At 44.3% G+C, this 18,275-nt stretch carries 13 protein-coding genes and 1 pseudogene; all 14 read right to left on the bottom strand.

The features are described 5' to 3' along the window. Positions 1-4 precede the first annotated feature (4 nt). The 14 genes and pseudogenes from NQ542_RS04870 to NQ542_RS04805 all read right to left on the bottom strand — a co-directional run bounded on the left by NQ542_RS04870 (position 5) and on the right by NQ542_RS04805 (position 18,228). The gene (locus NQ542_RS04870; RefSeq protein WP_005648987.1) at positions 5-1,795 is read right to left on the bottom strand and encodes an NADH-dependent [FeFe] hydrogenase, group A6; all 1,791 of its coding nucleotides are present in this window, start codon (positions 1,793-1,795) and stop codon (positions 5-7) included. Between the two features lie 33 nt (positions 1,796-1,828). Next, positions 1,829-3,622: pseudogene (locus NQ542_RS04865) on the bottom strand (NADH-ubiquinone oxidoreductase-F iron-sulfur binding region domain-containing protein). Between the two features lie 32 nt (positions 3,623-3,654). Further along, positions 3,655-4,053, bottom strand: coding sequence for a (2Fe-2S) ferredoxin domain-containing protein (locus tag NQ542_RS04860; protein ID WP_005641927.1), 399 nt, complete (start codon positions 4,051-4,053; stop codon positions 3,655-3,657). 223 nt (positions 4,054-4,276) lie between these two features. Next, complete coding sequence (locus NQ542_RS04855; protein ID WP_005641925.1) at positions 4,277-5,164, bottom strand: serine O-acetyltransferase; 888 nt, start codon at positions 5,162-5,164, stop codon at positions 4,277-4,279. Positions 5,165-5,166: 2 nt separating this feature from the next. Beyond that, a complete protein-coding gene (locus tag NQ542_RS04850) occupies positions 5,167-7,371 on the bottom strand; it encodes a Kelch repeat-containing protein (RefSeq protein WP_005648993.1) in 2,205 nt (734 codons plus the stop codon). A gap of 12 nt (positions 7,372-7,383) precedes the next feature. Further along, positions 7,384-8,331 (bottom strand): hypothetical protein, encoded by a 948-nt coding sequence (locus tag NQ542_RS04845; protein ID WP_039850246.1) that lies wholly within the window; start codon positions 8,329-8,331, stop codon positions 7,384-7,386. A 7-nt stretch (positions 8,332-8,338) separates the two neighbouring features. After that, on the bottom strand, positions 8,339-10,165 hold the full coding sequence (locus tag NQ542_RS04840) for a serine/threonine-protein kinase (RefSeq protein WP_005641920.1): 1,827 nt from the start codon (positions 10,163-10,165) through the stop codon (positions 8,339-8,341). A 45-nt stretch (positions 10,166-10,210) separates the two neighbouring features. Further along, a complete protein-coding gene (locus NQ542_RS04835) occupies positions 10,211-11,014 on the bottom strand; it encodes a PP2C family protein-serine/threonine phosphatase (RefSeq protein WP_005641919.1) in 804 nt (267 codons plus the stop codon). A 14-nt stretch (positions 11,015-11,028) separates the two neighbouring features. Next, positions 11,029-11,544, bottom strand: a complete 516-nt coding sequence (locus NQ542_RS04830; RefSeq protein ID WP_005641917.1) for an FHA domain-containing protein — start codon at positions 11,542-11,544, stop codon at positions 11,029-11,031. Then, positions 11,541-11,780, bottom strand: coding sequence for a hypothetical protein (locus NQ542_RS04825; protein ID WP_005641915.1), 240 nt, complete (start codon positions 11,778-11,780; stop codon positions 11,541-11,543). Before NQ542_RS04825 ends, NQ542_RS04830 begins: the two co-directional genes overlap by 4 nt. A gap of 134 nt (positions 11,781-11,914) precedes the next feature. Further along, on the bottom strand, positions 11,915-12,568 hold the full coding sequence (locus NQ542_RS04820; RefSeq protein WP_005641914.1) for an FHA domain-containing protein: 654 nt from the start codon (positions 12,566-12,568) through the stop codon (positions 11,915-11,917). After that, positions 12,565-12,957 carry a LytTR family DNA-binding domain-containing protein gene (locus tag NQ542_RS04815; protein WP_005641912.1) on the bottom strand — a complete coding sequence of 131 codons (393 nt, stop codon included), beginning with the start codon at positions 12,955-12,957 and terminating at the stop codon, positions 12,565-12,567. Before NQ542_RS04815 ends, NQ542_RS04820 begins: the two co-directional genes overlap by 4 nt. Positions 12,958-13,179: 222 nt before the next feature. Then, complete coding sequence (gene ppdK / locus NQ542_RS04810; RefSeq protein WP_005641908.1) at positions 13,180-15,900, bottom strand: pyruvate, phosphate dikinase; 2,721 nt, start codon at positions 15,898-15,900, stop codon at positions 13,180-13,182. Between the two features lie 267 nt (positions 15,901-16,167). Further along, positions 16,168-18,228: an acetate--CoA ligase family protein gene (locus tag NQ542_RS04805; RefSeq protein ID WP_005641906.1), complete on the bottom strand. Its 2,061-nt coding sequence runs from the start codon at positions 18,226-18,228 to the stop codon at positions 16,168-16,170. Positions 18,229-18,275: the final 47 nt, after the last annotated feature.

The raw sequence follows: 18,275 nt of genomic DNA, 5'->3' as shown, positions 1-18,275 counted from the left end.
TCGTTTATCCCTCCTGATTTTCTTGCGTAAACATGTTAATGGCTTCCTTGCGGTCGAAGTAGTGCGTATGCAACAGCTTGTGGGCACGCGGTCCACACGGTTCTCCCAGATAGTCAGCATAAAGAGCTTGAATATAAGGATTCTCATGGCTCTTGCGAAGCGTCTTGCTGCGATCCTCCTGATAGAGAGCCGCCGCACGTTTGCGCAGCACCTCCATCCTGCCCCTGTGGAACGGTTGGCCGCCACCACCGATACAACCGCCCGGACATGCCATAACTTCGATGGCATGATAGGGCGACATGCCGTTTTTGACTTCTTCAACCAATCTACGGGCATTGCCCAAACCATGTGCAATTCCTATTTTTATCGGTGTCCCATCGAAGTCTATTGTTGCACTGCGAATGCCTTCCAGCCCGCGGAGTTCTTCAAAATCAATTTTAGGAAGAGTTTTTTTCGTATATAGCTCGTACGCCGTACGGCAAGCAGCTTCTATCACGCCACCGGTTGTTCCGAAGATAACTCCGGCTCCTGTCGATTCGCCTAACGGACGATCGAAATCGCTATCTGGCAGTTCCGCGAAGTTTATGTTTGCATAGCGGATCAGGCGGGCCAATTCGCGCGTATAGATCGAAATATCGACATCCGGATTGCCATCGACCGCAAATTCCGGACGACTGGCTTCATATTTCTTTGCCAGGCAGGGCATGATCGACACGACAACGATCCGCTTTCGGTCTACTCCCAATTTTTCGGCAAAATAACTTTTGGCAATTGCACCGAACATCTGCTGTGGGCTCTTAGCTGTCGACAGGTTGTCTAATAATTCCGGGAAATGCTGTTCGACGAAACTGACCCACCCCGGACAGCAACTCGTCATCAACGGCATTTTTACTTCCTGATCGCCTTTCAAGTATTTCCCGATCCGCTGCAACAGTTCTGTCCCTTCTTCCATAATAGTCAGGTCGGCGGCAAAATCCGTATCGAAAACATAATCGAAGCCCAACCTGCGGAGGGCGGAAACCATTTTACCCGTTACCAATGTCCCCGGTTCATATCCGAAATCGCGTCCCAAAGCCGTACGGACAGCCGGAGCTGTCTGGGCTATCACGATTTTGTCCGGATCGGCCAGCGCATCCAACACCGGCTGTTGTGTATTCCGTCCGCTCAACGCGTTTACCGGGCAGACCGATACGCATTGGCCGCAATAGGAACACGTACTACCGGCAATATCCCGTTCGAAAGCCGTAGAGACGGCTGCATTAAAGCCTCGATTGACAGCAGTCAAAGCCCCAACGGTCTGGATATTATTACACATGGTCTCGCAACGGCGGCACATGATGCACTTGTTCATGTTGCGCACGATAGACGGTGAACGGTCTATCTGGAATGTGGACATCTCGCCTTTATAGCGAATCTCACGTATCCCCAGGTCGTGAGCAATTGCTTGTAGTTCACAATGTCCATTGCTACTGCAAGTCAGACATTCTGCCGGATGGTTGGACAGGATCAGTTCCATTACGGTTTTCCGGGCATTCATCACGCGTGGGCTGTGTGTTTGCACAACCATCCCTTCCATACACTCCGTTTTACAGGAAGGAGCCAAATTACGGCGACCTTCTATTTCAACTACGCAGATACGGCAAGCACCCGGATTATTTTCATAGTGCAAATCTTCCAACTTCATATAGCAAAGAGTCGGAATGCGGATACCCATTCCTTTTGCAGCATCCAGGATCGTGGTTCCTTTGGGGACTTCCACTGGTTTTCTATCTATAATAAGCTTTACTGTTTCCATACATTTAATTGTCATTGTCCATTCTTCACTACTTTAGTGCACATAAATAGCACCGAACTTACATCTCTCTATACATGAACCGCACCGGATACAAGTCTGCGGATCAATCACATGCGGAACTTTCTTGTCTCCCGTGATCGCATTCACCGGACACATCCGGGCACAAAGCGTACATCCCTTGCATTTCTCTGGATTGATAAAATATTGCGTCAGTTCGCGACATTGATGAGACGGACAACGTTTTTCCTTCACGTGAGCCAGATATTCATCATAGAAGTTATCCATCGTAGACAAAACTGGATTGGGCGATGTCTGTCCCAAACCGCACAAGGCAGTGTCTTTGATCACACCAGCCAAGTTACGAAGCCGTTCCAGATCCTCGATCGTTCCGTTGCCGGACGTAATCTTTTGCAGCATCTCGTGCAACCGTTTGTTGCCAATCCGGCAAGGAGCACATTTGCCACATGACTCCTCGACCGTGAAATCCAGATAGAATTTGGCCATAGCGACCATACAATCGTCTTCGTCCATCACAATCATCCCCCCCGACCCCATCATCGAACCGGCAGCCAAAAGATTGTCATAGTCGATCGGCAAATCCAGATGCTTCTCAGTCAGGCAGCCACCTGAAGGACCACCTGTCTGCACAGCCTTAAATTTCTTTCCATCTTTGATGCCTCCTCCTATACCGAAGATCACTTCGCGTAACGTCGTCCCCATCGGAACCTCTATCAGCCCGACGTTGTTTACTTTTCCCGCAAGGGCAAAGACTTTCGTCCCCTTACTTTTCTCCGTACCTATACTACTGAACCATTCAGCTCCCTTCAACAGGATAACCGGCACGTTGGCATATGTTTCCACATTATTCACATTGGTCGGGCAACCTTTGTAACCCTGTTCGCTTGGGAAAGGCGGTTTAACAGTCGCTTCTCCGCGAAGCCCTTCCATACTATGAATCAACGCCGTTTCTTCACCACAAACGAATGCTCCTGCCCCATAGCGTATCTCGATATCGAAAGAGAAATCCGTCCCGAAGATGTTTTCACCCAGTAGACCATATTCTTTGGCTTGCCGGATTGCAATCTTCAACCTCTCTACGGCCAATGGATATTCGGCCCGGATATAAACCAGCCCTTTCGTGGCTCCCGTACAATATCCGTTGATCGCCATCGCTTCAACGATGGAATGCGGGTCACCTTCCAGGATGGAACGATCCATGAATGCTCCCGGATCGCCTTCATCCGCATTACAGACGACATATTTCTGGGGAGCTTTCACTTTACGGGTTATCTGCCATTTCAAGCCAGTCGGGAAACCGCCTCCTCCCCTGCCACGCAAACCACTGTCCATGATCTCTTTGATCACCGATTCGGGCGTCATCTCGGTCAAGGCTCTACCTAAAGCTACATAACCATCTCGGGCGATATATTCGTCTATATTTTCGGGATTGATAAAACCACAATTCCTGAGAGCAATGCGGAGTTGCTTCTTGTAAAAATTGATATGCTTGGAATCCGGTACTTGCTCGTTAGTTTCGGGATTGACATATAGAAGCCGTTCTACCTTACGTCCCTTCACTAAATGCTCCCGGACAATGTCTTCGGCATCCGTCGGTTTTACCTGAACATAGAACGTATTGTCCGGAACCATTTTAACTATCGGCCCTTTTTCACAAAAACCGAAGCAACCGGTACGGATCACTTGGACAATATCCTGCAACTTATGTCGTTCGACGGCCTCTTTCAGATTTTAAAGTATAAGTTCACTCTGTGATGCACGACAGCCGGTACCGCCACACACCAGTATATAACTATTGTACTGTGCCATTATGTAAGTATTAAGTGTTTAAGGAAGTTTTGTTATTCCGGTTTAACAACCGTGTAAGTGACCGGGATAATATCGTCCAGCAGTTCCCCATTTCGGATATACCGATCAATGATTTCATCCACTTTCGCTTTCTTCACATGTCCGAAAACAAGAGGTTCTTTACCTGGCAGGGTAACCTCGACAGTCGGTTCGGCATAGCAATACCCCATGCATCCGGTTTGTGTCACCAATGCATCTACTTTTTCACGATCCAGTGCTTCAATGAAATAATTCATGATCTCTTTGGCTCCGGCAGCGATCCCGCAAGTTGCCATAGATATCCGGATCTGTACCATTTGTTCAGGATGATTACTTTTTTCTCTAATATCCAAGGTCGAGCGCAAGGTTTCACGCATCTTCCGAAGATCATCCAATGTTTTCACTTTATTCATGGTCTACACTATTTTAAGGTATAATTCGCTCAAACAAGGTATATCTGCAAACATACATATTTTTCCGGAATAAAGCCTACCTTTTCTCTTTAATCCCAAGGCTATTGTGCAAAAATCGTTAGGGGATTAATAAAGCATAGCTTTAGGGTATCTAATGCTATGGGTTATGGAGCCTAAAGCTATGGGTTTTGAAATGAAAGTGAAAACAATATGTCGCCCTCTGCTATTTATCTTCGACAGCACGAGTCTGCAATACTTTGGAATTAGGTGGAACGCTATGGGTAAGCCAGATGTTACCACCAATCACGGAGCCGTGACCAATAGTGATCCTCCCTAAAATGGAGGCATTGGAATAGATTGTAACATAATCTTCGATAATCGGATGGCGCGGTACGTCCAGAGGCAATCCTTCTTCGTCCAAGGTAAAGCTTTTTGCACCCAATGTCACACCTTGATAAAGGCGGACATGATTACCGATTATAGCCGTCTGCCCGATCACAACCCCCGTACCATGATCGATACTGAAATATTCTCCGATTTGCGCTCCCGGATGAATGTCTATTCCTGTATCCGAATGGGCCATTTCCGTTATAATACGTGGAATCACAGGCACACCGAGCTTCAGTAACTCATGTGCTACGCGCTGATAAAGAATGGCATGAATTGCCGGATAACAGAAAATAATCTCACTGGGGCTTTTGGCTGCCGGATCACCATCCAAGATAGCTTTCACGTCTGTCGATAGAAGATACTTGATATGTGGAACCTTATTGATAAAAGCAATGGCTATTTCAGAAGCACGATCTTTGGAATCACAACAACGTTCGACTTCAAAGCACAAGCCATTATAGATTTGTTCCTGCAACAGGTCGTAGGCCTGCTCCAGATATACACCCGTATAATATTGTATGGAATCCGTCTGTGCCTCCTGTTCCGTTCCGAAGAAACCGGGAAAAATAACCTTGCGGAGCAAGGTCATGATCTCCCTGAGTGCCGTCACCGATGGTGAAGGTTTCTGGTGTAGCGGAATGTATTGGTATTCCGGCTGATCTGTCACTGACAGCAAATCAACATTTCTCCGGATTTCTTCTAAGATAGTTGCTCTGTTCATATTCAATTATCCCATATTGGATTGTATACAGTGAATTTATTCTTTTGATAGATATCTTGCCCTAAAATATAGATCGATCCATCCAGCATGAACATGTGATAATTTTTCATACGAATCCATAACGAGCGTGAAGTCCATTGCTCTGTAGTCAAATTGTATTCCCAAATTTTTCCGTCGTTGTCAATCATAAAGAAGCTCTTTTTCTGTTCATCATAAACACCAGAAGAAATAACACCGAGCTGTGCAGGTATAGAGGGAATCAGCTCCCATTTTGTCAAGCTATCCGAAGAGACGTAGAAGCCGTTACGAATACCATTACTCTTTTCTCCTAAACCTGCATATACTTTATCTTCTACAACAAATGCGACGCCTCCTCTTTGGTTTGCTTCGTTCACTTTGGCAATTGTAGTCCATTCTCCACTATTTTGAGTTGAAAGATCATAACGTACTATTTCATTCATATTGCTACTATTGTCAGTACCACCAAAAACGTACAAGGAATCACGATACACAAAACAGACAGAGTTAAATCGTCCCTTCGGCAACGAAGGGAATTCGAATAACCAACTATTATTTTCAGATGTATACACTTGACATTCTATTCCCACTTGTTTGTCAAGTCCTCCAATGACATAGGCTCTATTATTGTAGACGGTAGCAGCCATGTGCGAATAGGCGACACTGCATCCTTGTTGGGATTTCCATTCATTTGTTTCCACATTATAACTAAAAAGTTCGTTACTGCGTTTATCTCCTAAATCCCCACCAACGATATAGGCTTGTCCGTTTAGCACAAAGCTTGCCGAATATTGACGGTCTTCACCTATGTATATGCTCTTTTCCGTAAAGATGTCAGGTGTCTTGAATGTTTGTGTCTGGCCATACCCGACAAGGCTATGTTCATTTACAGCGTAAGCTCTTACATAATAATTTGTAGCCCCTTTCAATGCCGATAAAGCATATGTGAAAATCGAGTCTTCTACAGCAACATGATTATCCTTGATACTCGGCTCCTTATTGCTTGAAGACCAACAAATTCCCCACTCTGTAGCAGCACTGTTTCCGCCATTCTGCAACTCCCCGCCAATGTGAACTGTTCCATCACTTTTGATCGAATCAAGGGTGATGGGGAATGTTATAATATTCGGCTTCTCGCTTTTTGTCGAAATCGTAATTTCTTCTTCACTATATACCGTACCGAAGTCATTTATGGCATAGGCCCTTGCATAATATTTTTTGGCCGATTCCAAGCCCCGGATCCTTCCTGTAAATTTGCCATTATCCGCAAGATTCGTACAAGTGATTGTATCGGCTTCTATCGTTGGCTCTTCTTCTACACTCCAGCAGAAACCATAGGCACTGACAGGTGCATCTCCCTCGTTGATCAAGAAAGCAGACAGATCGGCTGTGGTGAAAGTCGTACTGTCTTTTATCAGACTCAACTTACCGACAAAAGGTTTGCCATCTGTAGTCCTAAAAGAGTCCACATTAAAAGCAAACTCGCCAAACTGATTTTTGGCAAAAGCACGGACATAATACCAAGTTTCCGGCTCCAGATTCGTAATCTGGCAGGAGAAAGTATCGACAGTTGCCAAGTCACTCCCTTCGTATGTGATAACGGAATCTTGATCCGAAGGTTCGATATCTCCGGTTTGTTTCTTTTTCTTATAGTAGAAACCTAATTTCTCAATGCCGACTCCCCGATTCTTAACTTTCCCTTTTACCCAAGTGGAAGTTGCTTTTACTGTGGCACTATCCACATCCAAAGTCGCAACTTCTCCAATACCATTTATTGTCGTATACGCTCCTTCTGTTTTTGAAAATGCAGTATCTATATCATTAATAGCATAAGCATATACATAATATTTTGTACTATCTTCCAAATTGGATATGGTAGCTGTAAAATTGTGGTTTTCTATTTTATCAGCTTTTGTATATCGCTTGTTACGCATGTTCTCAAGCGGCTCCGTTCCTGTTTGGGTACTCCAACAAACCCCACATTCTTTTACTGGCAAACCGTTCTCTTTCATTATTTGAGCCTTTAAAGTGATCGAAGAAGCATATGCTTCTCCTTCCATTGAAGTCTCGGAAACCTCCGGAGCCTTTGCTTTCTGCAAACGCGTATCCATATCCGGATCTTCCACACATCCGGAAAGCATCCATAAAAGTGAAACAGCTGATAAAAAGATTGAGTATATGTGTTTCATAAATAATTCTTATTAGAAAAACAGACCGACACCGGCATTCAAATCAACATATTTAAAATTCAACGTATTGCACCCTGCACTTACAAACACAGGACCGAACTTAACCATTACATCCAGATCGGCAGCTAACCCGCTATAAGAATAATCCAAATTCTTCACCCAATAGGATTTTTCTATTCTATAATCCGAATTATCGATTGTGATATATTCGCATAATAATTCCCGACTGCCATATCCTAAACCTACGGACGTATATAACCAGGATGTACATTTTACAACCAAACCAGCTGTACCGGCATAGTTATTCACCTTTTTCTTATTCGTGAAATAAAACGGATTATCGGGAGTAGGACCGACAAACTCATCTGTTCCCCGGCATTCCCCGTCGTACTCCTTAAAACCTAGATTGGTCTTAAAACGCAGGAACCAACCCAAACGAGATTTCACCCCTCCCACTGTCAAGCCATAAGGTGCTTCTATGGAGTAGGCATAACCAATAAAGAACTTCATCGGTTCTTTGGGGGTATCTGGCTTTATTGGGTTGGCAGAAGGATAGAAAACGGGCTCTACCGGTTTGCGAAGTGTTTCCAGACGATCTTGCCAGGATTGGGCCAAAGTTTCGTTTTTGGAAGTTCCTATCCCCTCGGTATAATAGATTATCAGCTGCGAAATGGCTGTTGTATCCTCATTATTGGCCATCAGTCCCAGACAAGCCCGACACTTGTTCATCAGACTGTGCATTGATGGACGCATTCTCTGGTTGGCTAACCAAATCGATGTGAGCTGCTCGATACTGTAAGGATCACATTGCACGACACCTTCTTCATACCACATCCTTGCATCGCTATAGTCCAAGCGTTTCATCGCCTCGTCACCTTTTCTGTTATATTCTGTTTTTTGTTGAGCCAGCAAACACATCGGCAACGCAACAAAAAGAGTTAAAATCCAAAGTCTTTTCATAAACACGTTAATAATACGTTGATCCTTCATTTACCAACACGCCATCAGCATTATAGATATCGAACAAACCATCTTTACGTTCGAAAGCACGGCCATTTTCGGCAATCCCGACATTACGATATTTACATGGTATACGCTCGTTCGCATCCGAATCGATCGCCCCATATAACATGGTCGATTTCTTTCGTACAATTGTAAAGTTCCCGAAAGTTTTCTTCATCTCATATTGAGCTTTCCTGTCGGCCAAAAGTTTGGCTGCTTCCTTTTCATCACAAGAAATCAAAAGACGTACGACCTCTTCCGTCAACTTGGTTTCTTTCGCTTTCGTGAAATCTTTCTTTGCGTTCGTAAAGTCCGCTTTTCCCATCTTCTCCTTGCCAGAAGCTATTAAAGCGACATATTTCGCCTCAATTTCTTCAGCAGTAGGCTGTACTGGCTGTATTGTTATTTTATTTCCTTCAGCCGGAACCTGCTTTGTATCCGGTTGCTTCCGGGGTTCATCAACAACAACGGGCGTCACCTTTTCCGGCTGTCGGGCCATTGCTGCCTCTGTTTTCTTATCCTTCTCGCTAAGCATAGATGCTTCTTTCACCTCCGAAACAGTTGTGTCTTGAAAGATGCCTATTGAATCTTTTTCCTCTTCGACCGGGCTAATCAACTCCGTTACATCCGGTTTCGTAGAGGTTTTGTTCCCCAGCACCAGAAAAGCGACAACAGATCCTGCACTGGCAAATATAGCAATAAGCACGGATATCAGCATCCCTTTTCTTTTTTTCTTAGAGGGCTGAGAAATAATTTCTTCGCTATTTATAATCGTACGATCTTCGTCCTCCTCATTCAGAGGCGATTGCTCATTCGGATGTATGACCGTTGTCTCACCATCCGCCTCCTGCCCGTCTGTATTTTGCAACTCATTTGCAGGTATTTCTTCTTCCGCAGGAAAATCTAATGCAGCCATCATTTCATCCACCGTTTGGAAACGATCGGCCGGAATGATTTGCATTGCCTTGATTATAGCGGCTTCTGTCTTAGGAGATATATTCCTGTTCAGTTCCGACGGATTCTGCAAAGGACGTGTTGCCCGCAAAATAGATTCGGTCGGAATCTTCCCTGTCAAAAGGTTATACATGGTAGCACCGAGCGAATAGATATCCGGACAGGGTGAAAAACTTTGTGTTCCTTCGTTATCGTATTGTTCGATCGAGGCAAATCCTTTTGATAAGGTAAGCATGGTCGTACTTGTTTCCTGTTGCTCGATGTCATATCGCTTGCTCACACCGAAATCAATCAGACGTGCTTTCCCTGACGAGTCAATCAGGATATTGCTGGGTTTGATATCCAAGTGAAGAATGTTCTTTTCATGTACAAACTGGAGTGCTTCTCCTATCTGGCGAACATATCTGAGGACTTTCGGTTCCGGCAATATGCCTTCCCTGTCCATCATATATTTGAGTGAACAACCGGGAATATATTCCATGGCAATATAAGCCGTGCCGTTTTCTTCGAAAACTTCCAGCACATTCACTATATGAGGATGGTGAACTTCAGAAAGAATTTTGGCTTCCTTGATAAGTTTCTCTTTGAATTTATCGAAAAGAACCCTTCCTGTCTCGGAATGCACCTTGACAGCAAATGATTCTGCTTCCCTGTAACAATAGTCTTTAAAGAAGTATTCTTTTATGCAAATAGGCACCTCTGTCTGTACGGTTCCTAACGATCCCTTCACCTCCGTATACCAGACGCCTTTGTATGTTATACCAAAGCCGCCCTGACCGATTACATGAGTGATCCGATATTTTCCATTCTGAAGAACATGTCCGTTTGGCAAATTCATAACTATACTATGCGCAATTCTATTAGTCTGCCAAAATTACGTTATTTATATAAAAGAATAAAGGAATGAAAGAATATTTTGTTTAATTCCTACGGAATCTAACACATTTTGTATAGGTATGATATAAAAAGAAAAGTTATCGTGTGTTTTCCCGCTACAAGCGGACATGATTGCGTTTTTAATCTCTTCCGGACCACCTAAATGCTTGAATATATCCGAAAGCTCATCATTGTTAAGACGTTCGAGTACACCATCCGAACACATGAACAAAAAATCACCAGCCTTGATATCATCCAAAAGTACGACATCAGCCTCTGTCGGACGGTCCGTCCCTTGGATAGCCCGTATGATCACATTCCGCTGTGGGTGATGTGCAACCTCTTCATGGGTGATTTTTCCTAATTTCACTAACGAATTAACCAATGAATGATCTTCAGTCTGGAACAAGATTTCTCCTTTCCGGAAATGGTAAATCCGACTGTCCCCCACATGCGCCAAGGTTATGCCGGTCGTACCTACAAAGGTCATGGTCAAGGTGGTTGCCATTCCTTTGGCTTCCGGATGAATTGCTACATAGTCATCAAAACGTGCTTCGGTATAACGAATCGCTTTATTTATAAAATCTGCGTTCGGCTCACCTTCACGAAAAGTTGAGAAAAAAGTCTGGAAAGACTCGCAAGCCAATGAACTTGCAATCTCCCCTTTTTCAGCCCCCCCGACACCATCACATACCAAAAATAAGTTTTGATTGGAATTTGCCGTTTCCGGCAAAGGAAAGATAGAATCTTCATTATTCAATCTGCCTCCTTTTTCACTGACTGCCCAGGGGTTGCCGATCGTTATATTCATAGCATAGACTATTTTTATTCATTAAATCGGAGAACTGTGCGACCAATAATAATTTCATCATTATTATTGAGTACGACAATCTCTCCATTCTCTAAGTAATTGCTATTATATAACGTATGATTTTTACTATTATTGTCAGAAAGATAATGTTTATAGCCTCCTTTGGCATCTTTTTTTACCTCGATCCGGATATGTTCTCGGCTCATTGATTTATCAGCCGTCACAATACCGATCGTAGCAGTAGATGCCTTGGATTTTCGTCCGATGATATAGACACCTTCCTGAAGAGGGAAAGTTTGCTCCGGCGTATCAGCATTTGCAATTACAGAGAGATGTCCGGTCGTCATACGAAAAGGCTGTATCAGAACCGTTTCCGATTCAGATGCGACACTTCCTTTCTCCATAGATAGCAAAGAGACTGGAATCGGTTGTCTGCACTTCGGGCATTTGAAAGAGGTGATATCGAGGGGAATTTTCCCCTCGTCTACCTTTAACCCAACATGGCAATGTGGACATTTAACGGAAATCATAAAATGAACGATATATCAGATCCGTCAATATCGGTTGAATATGTATCCAGCATATCTGCGTCGGACAACATAATAGTGTCATCGGATAATGTAATAAAATCAGAAACATCAATACTTTCGTCAATCATTACAACATCCGACAAGTCGTTTTCCCCGTCCACACCCACAATAACAGCGTCGGTCAGTATAGCATCGTCGCTGTCTAAAGTCACGAATGTGTAATCCTCTTCTTGCATAAAATGTTATAATTAAATTTTCTGGAAACAAAAGTAGGGAAACGAGCTGACATCCAAGCACAAAATAGTTCCTTATAATCAAATGTTTGGGTTTACTGTACGAAAGTATTACTTTTAGTATATGAAACAGATTCTTATTCGCTCACCCATTTAGCTTTACAAGAAGGCATCGGGCATTGTTTTCTATTGCGCAATGATTCCCAGGGTATTTCACCCAAAAACGTTCCGCATTTGGGGCAAACATAATCGATTTTGAATTGATTGGTCAGATCTTGCAGCAACTGTGGGATCTTGGCCGACTGTTTCGCACCCAGGTAGATACCGACGGTCGGAGCACAGATCGTAATAAACAGACTCAATCCGAACAGTTCCGGACTTCCTTTCCCTAGGAAACCGATCACAACCCCCACTACACCGGGAAGAGCAAATGGAAGAGACTGGAATAATCTGGTCTTAAATTGATTAGAAGATTGTATCTTAACCTTTGCTTGAATGTAATTATCGTAAACTTGCTTCAGCGCAGCAAACTCTTCGCTGTAATCGTTGTTGGACTTCAAGGCTTCGGAAATGTTTAACACATAATTATCTCCCAGCTTGATCGTATCGCTGGGAGTAACATGCTTCTTAACGATCTGGGCACCATTGACAAATGTTCCGTTTGTCGATCCCAAATCTTCAAGTAGCCAACATCCCCCCTCTTCACGGATCAGCTTTGCATGATACCGGCTTACATGAGGGTCGTTTACTACAAAATCATTATCGCTAGCTTTTCCAATTCTGATGATCATTCTGTAACAACTTTTGGTTCTTCAGGTTTTCCCATTTCCTTTTCGAGCGTATCTTTCAATACCTTCAAGGGATCCTTGGATATCACCAACTCCCTCGGTTTTCCATCCTGCGTTAGCAATAATAGCTTCTGCTTGGGTAAATTTATCTGCAAGATGTGATTTTTATTAATGATATGGCTTTTACCTACACGCATCAGGATTGTGTTACAACCTGCGACTTGTTTCTCCAATATTTCTTCAATTTTTCCTATGTTGATTGCAAATGTGAATTGAATTCCGTTAGATAAAAGTAGTTTAGTGTAATTTCTATCTGCTTCAAAATAGAGGATCTGCCCTATTTTGATACGCAATAATTCATCTCTCGTCTTAATTATTAAATATCGCTCCATACGTAGATATTGTTTATTCGTTCATCATCAAAAAACAAATGTACATTATTTTGTGATTTCTTCGGTACTTTTTTTCATAAATTATTCTCGAAAATCATCGGATACTACGATAAAATAAGAATTCCATACCCATGAAACTTTTGTTTCACAGGCATGGAACTTTATTTTCATAGTCATGGAACTCCAATTTCACTATTATGAAATCGAACATTCATAACCGGATCAGTCTTCTATAGCAGCCTGCGCCGCTGCGATACGTGCAATTGGAACGCGGAAGGGTGAACAGGATACATAGTTCAGTCCTACTTTGTGGCAGAACTTCACAGAAGAAGGTTCACCGCCATGTTCGCCACAGATACCACATTTCAGATCCGGGCGGATAGCACGTCCCTTTTCTGTAGCCATACGCACCAACTGTCCCACTCCATTCTGATCGAGAACTTGGAACGGATCGACTTTCAGAATCTTCTTTTCCAAATAAACAGGCAGGAAGGAAGCGATATCGTCGCGAGAGTAACCGAAGGTCATCTGTGTCAAGTCGTTTGTACCGAACGAGAAGAACTCGGCAGAAGAAGCAATACGGTCGGCAGTCAATGCCGCACGCGGAATTTCGATCATCGTACCGACCTTGAAGTCGATGCTGTCTCCCATTTCTTCAAACAACTGTGCGGCAGCTTTACGGATCACTTTTTCTTGTTCCTTGAATTCGTATAAGATACCCGTCAGCGGAACCATGATTTCAGGTTTAGCTTCAATACCTTCCTTCTTCAGTTCAAGAGCGGCTCCCAAAATGGCACGTGTCTGCATTTCTGTGATTTCGGGATATGTATTACCCAAACGGCAACCCCGATGTCCTAACATCGGGTTATGTTCACATAATGATTCAACTCGTTTCTGGATCTCTTTTACCGATACGCCCATTGCTTCAGCCATTTCTTCCTGACCTTTCAGATCATGAGGAACGAATTCATGCAAAGGAGGATCGAGCAGACGCACGGTTACCGGACAACCTGCCATTGCCTTGAAAATACCTTTGAAGTCCTCCTTCTGGTAAGGCAGGATCTTTGCCAGTGCATTCTTACGCCCTTCCGCATCTTCCGCCAGGATCATTTCACGCATGGCTTTGATTTTTTCACCTTCGAAGAACATATGTTCCGTGCGGCACAAACCAATACCTACAGCACCGAAATTGCGTGCGATCGTAGCATCGTGCGGAGTATCGGCATTCGTGCGAACCTGTAACTTCGTATATTTATCTGCCAAAGTCATCAATTCGGCAAAATCACCGGACAGTTCGGCAGCCTTCGTCTCTACCTTTCCGACATAAACCGTACCGGTCGTACCGTTTATAGAAATATAGTCGCCTTCTTTCAGCTTAATACCATCGACTTCTACGGTCTTATTCTTATAATCGATTTCCAAAGCTCCGGCACCGGATACGCAGCATTTACCCATACCGCGTGCAACAACGGCAGCATGCGAAGTCATACCACCACGAGCAGTCAGAATACCTTCAGCAACAGCCATACCAGCCAGGTCCTCAGGGGATGTTTCGATACGGACCATTACGATCTTCTTTCCGTCAGCATGCCATTTTGCCGCATCATCGGCGAAGAACACGATCTGCCCTGTTGCCGCTCCCGGAGATGCCGGCAAGCCTTTCACCCAAACTTTCGCCTGTTTCTCGGCCACCTTGTCGAATACCGGGTGAAGCAGTTCATCCAGTTTATTCGGTTCGATACGTTTCAATGCTGTCTTCTCGTCAATCATACCTTGATGCAACAAGTCGATTGCGATTTTAACCATTGCAGCACCGGTACGTTTTCCGTTACGGGTTTGCAGGAACCACAGTTTTCCTTCCTGCACGGTGAATTCCATATCCTGCATATCATGATAATGGTTTTCCAGCTTTGTTTGCAGTTCGTCCAGTTGCCTATAGATTTCCGGCATGGCTTCTTCCATTGAAGGATATTTGGCGACGCGGTCTTCTTCTGAAATACCAGCACGTTCCGCCCAACGCTGCGAACCAATCTTCGTGATCTGTTGCGGTGTACGGATACCAGCCACCACGTCTTCGCCTTGTGCGTTGATCAAGTATTCACCATTGAAGAGGTCTTCTCCGTTACCGGCATCACGAGAGAAACATACACCGGTAGCGGAAGTATCGCCCATATTGCCGAACACCATAGCCTGTACGCTGACAGCCGTGCCCCATTCGGCAGGAATCCCTTCCATCTTACGATAGAGGATAGCGCGTTCGTTCATCCAGCTGTCAAACACAGCACAAATGGCGCCCCAAAGTTGTTCATAGGCGGAAGTCGGGAAATCCTTACCAGTCTGAGCCTTGACAGCCATTTTGAATTTAGCGACCAGTGCTTTCAGATCCTCCACATCCAGTTCATTGTCAAGCTTCACTCCTTTCGCTTCCTTGACTTCTTCGATAATTGCTTCAAATGGATCGATATCTTCCTTGTTGGTCGGTTTCATACCCAACACGACGTCTCCGTACATTTGTACGAAACGGCGATATGAATCCCATGCAAACCGAGGATTGTTCGTCTTACGGCTTAGTCCTTCCACCACTTCATCGTTCAAACCTAAATTCAGGATTGTGTCCATCATACCCGGCATAGATGCACGTGCACCGGAACGAACGGATACCAACAACGGATTGGCAACATCTCCAAACTTTGAATTCATCAACGTCTCAATATTGGCGATTGCCTTTTCAACGTCTGATTTCAACAATTCAACCACTTTGTCTTTTCCTAAATCATAATATTCGGAACATACTTCTGTGGTAATAGTAAAACCCGGAGGAACCGGAACACCAATCAGATTCATTTCGGCAAGGTTAGCACCTTTACCACCCAGCAGATTTCTCATATCTGCTTTACCTTCGGCTTTTCCATTTCCGAATGTGTAAACTCTTTTTCTTTCCATATTCGACAGTATTTAATTTTAGATTTTAGTTTTGCTATCTCCAGATTGCAATGCTGCAAATATATGCTATTTAAAGATCGCATTCGCATGTATGGTTAAATAATTTTAGATGTTTTACAACTATTTTTTACCATCCATATTCGGTAAATAACTACATTTGCGTGCGGGAATTTTTAAAGCCTAAAAGAAATGTCCTGTATTCCAAAAGTTTTTTATAAGACTTTCGGAATACAGGACATTTAGTATCAGAAATTTATCCAAGATCAATCACTTCTCAATTCGTATACGTGCATCTACGGCAAACAACCCCCGCTCAGTCGCAACAAGAGGATTGATGTCCATTTCCTTGATTTCGGATGCAAAACGGAGCAATGTGGACAGGCGGACTATGATATCCGCATACTGCTGTTCATCCACTCCCCGCTGGCCGCGTGTTCCCTTTATAATAGGATAACCGCGCAGGGAACGGATCATGGAATAAGTTTCGTCATACGACAGAGGTGATAGACCATAAGAGACGTCTTTCAGCACTTCGACAAAAATGCCTCCCAGACCGCAAAGCACGACATGACCGAACCGGTCTTCATACTTAGCTCCTAAGAACAACTCCTGCCCTTTCAACATCGGTTGTACCATAACGGCCGTCACATCAGGCAGACGCATCATCCGTTCATATTCGAATATCAGATGCTCCTCACTTCGGATATTCAAGGCAACGCCCCCCATATCGCTCTTATGTATAGGACCGACTACCTTGGCTACAACCGGGAACTTAACTCTCTTGGCGAAAGCGACCAGTTCGTCGCGGTCAGTCGACGTGAACTCTTCTACCAACGGTATCTGGGCCGCTTTCAGCAAAGTACGGACTTCTTCAGGATTCAAATAACCGCTGCCCGGCAACCGGTCGATAATACGGCGAACTTCGGGCACGTCAACACCATACAACTGTATATCCGTACTCATGGGCTTCGGCGTGTTGAGCACACGCGAGAGGGCTGTACCCAACGTCACTTCATCCGAAAAGTTCACATGACCTTTCTTCACGAAACTTTTCACTTCCGGACCCGCTGTTACGATGGATGGCAATACCGGAAAAATCGGCTTCTTGCACTCCTCCATTTTCTTATGAAGCACTTCATAAGTATCGTATAATTTTACCAAACCCGGACTGCCAAAGATAACCATCATCAGGTCAATATCTTCGAAACAGTTCTCACAGAAATCGATAGCGGTGGCCAAATGTTCGGGAGTACCTGTACCGATAATATCTATCGGATTGCCGACAGCAGCTCCCGGATATAGTTTGGATTTCAATTCTGCGGCAAGCGGACCGTCCAGCTTAGGAACGTTCAGCCGTCCCTTTTCCAGTGCATCCGCCAACATTACTGCCGGACCTCCGGCATGCGTGATAATCGCACAGTTTTTACCCTTCACTTCTTTCAAGGTAAAGATACTGGCAACGGTTGTTAATTCTTCACGGCTGAAACAACGCACAATACCCGCTTTGCGAAACAGGGCTTCCACCGCCGAGTCCGAGTTGGCAATCGCTCCTGTGTGGGAAGATGCGGCACGCTTACCGACATCCGTACTACCCGCTTTTATAGCTGCGATATGACAACCCTTGCGAATCAGGGAAGAAGCATGATACAAGAGCTTATCCGGATTTTTGATCTGCTCGATATAGAGCATCTTTATTTTGGAGTCAAGGACCGGGTCAAAGTTGCGATCCATATATTCGATCACTTCTTCCACTCCGATCTGCTTGGAGTTACCGACAGACCAAACCGAAGAAAAACGGAGTCCTTTTGTCAGAGCCGATTCAATAATGAAAAGTGCCGTACCGCCAGAACTGGAAATAAAATCGACCCCGTCTGCATGAAATTCGGGAATCGGCTGAGTAAAAACACCATGATAATGCATATTCATCAGACCGATGCAATTCGGACCGATCAATGAAGCACCGGCTTCGTTAATACTTTTCAGCATCTGTTCTTCCAGAATCGCCCCTTCATGCGTTTCCTCTCCGAAACCAGCCGAAATGACAATGAACGCCTTTACGTTTTTCTGTTTGGCAAGCACATCCACAGCTTCCGGACAGGCCGGACCGGGAATAGAAATGATTGCCAGTTCCGTCTCTGGGATATCATGCACTGAATGATAGGATTTCAGGCCCTGCACATCGTCTTCTTTAGCATTTACGACATATAGTTCGCCTTTATACTTCCCGTCTAGTAGATTGCGAACCAAACGGCCACCCGGTTTATGTACATTATTGGATCCTCCCACCACTACGATGCTCTGAGGATTAATTAATTCTCGGTTAATCATGACATTTTGATTAAATTGATTCAATGAACGGGAACAAATATAGTCTA

The organism is Parabacteroides merdae ATCC 43184 (genome assembly GCF_025151215.1).
Classification (GTDB): Bacteria; Bacteroidota; Bacteroidia; order Bacteroidales; family Tannerellaceae; genus Parabacteroides; species Parabacteroides merdae.
Note: the sequence above shows the minus strand (reverse complement) of the source record. Positions and strands in the feature narration are given on the sequence as shown.

What these genes read in the sequence shown, in the direction of transcription:
- NQ542_RS04835 (WP_005641919.1), bottom strand. Translation starts at nt 11,014, where the DNA reads ATGAATATAACGATCGGCAACCCCTGGGCAGTCAGTGAAAAAGGAGGC.
- NQ542_RS04815 (WP_005641912.1), bottom strand. Translation starts at nt 12,957, where the DNA reads ATGGAGCGATATTTAATAATTAAGACGAGAGATGAATTATTGCGTATC.
- NQ542_RS04845 (WP_039850246.1), bottom strand. Translation starts at nt 8,331, where the DNA reads ATGAAAAGACTTTGGATTTTAACTCTTTTTGTTGCGTTGCCGATGTGT.
- NQ542_RS04870 (WP_005648987.1), bottom strand. Translation starts at nt 1,795, where the DNA reads ATGGAAACAGTAAAGCTTATTATAGATAGAAAACCAGTGGAAGTCCCC.
- NQ542_RS04820 (WP_005641914.1), bottom strand. Translation starts at nt 12,568, where the DNA reads ATGATCATCAGAATTGGAAAAGCTAGCGATAATGATTTTGTAGTAAAC.
- NQ542_RS04825 (WP_005641915.1), bottom strand. Translation starts at nt 11,780, where the DNA reads ATGCAAGAAGAGGATTACACATTCGTGACTTTAGACAGCGACGATGCT.
- NQ542_RS04840 (WP_005641920.1), bottom strand. Translation starts at nt 10,165, where the DNA reads ATGAATTTGCCAAACGGACATGTTCTTCAGAATGGAAAATATCGGATC.
- NQ542_RS04850 (WP_005648993.1), bottom strand. Translation starts at nt 7,371, where the DNA reads ATGAAACACATATACTCAATCTTTTTATCAGCTGTTTCACTTTTATGG.
- NQ542_RS04860 (WP_005641927.1), bottom strand. Translation starts at nt 4,053, where the DNA reads ATGAATAAAGTGAAAACATTGGATGATCTTCGGAAGATGCGTGAAACC.
- NQ542_RS04855 (WP_005641925.1), bottom strand. Translation starts at nt 5,164, where the DNA reads ATGAACAGAGCAACTATCTTAGAAGAAATCCGGAGAAATGTTGATTTG.
- NQ542_RS04830 (WP_005641917.1), bottom strand. Translation starts at nt 11,544, where the DNA reads ATGATTTCCGTTAAATGTCCACATTGCCATGTTGGGTTAAAGGTAGAC.
- ppdK (WP_005641908.1), bottom strand. Translation starts at nt 15,900, where the DNA reads ATGGAAAGAAAAAGAGTTTACACATTCGGAAATGGAAAAGCCGAAGGT.
- NQ542_RS04805 (WP_005641906.1), bottom strand. Translation starts at nt 18,228, where the DNA reads ATGATTAACCGAGAATTAATTAATCCTCAGAGCATCGTAGTGGTGGGA.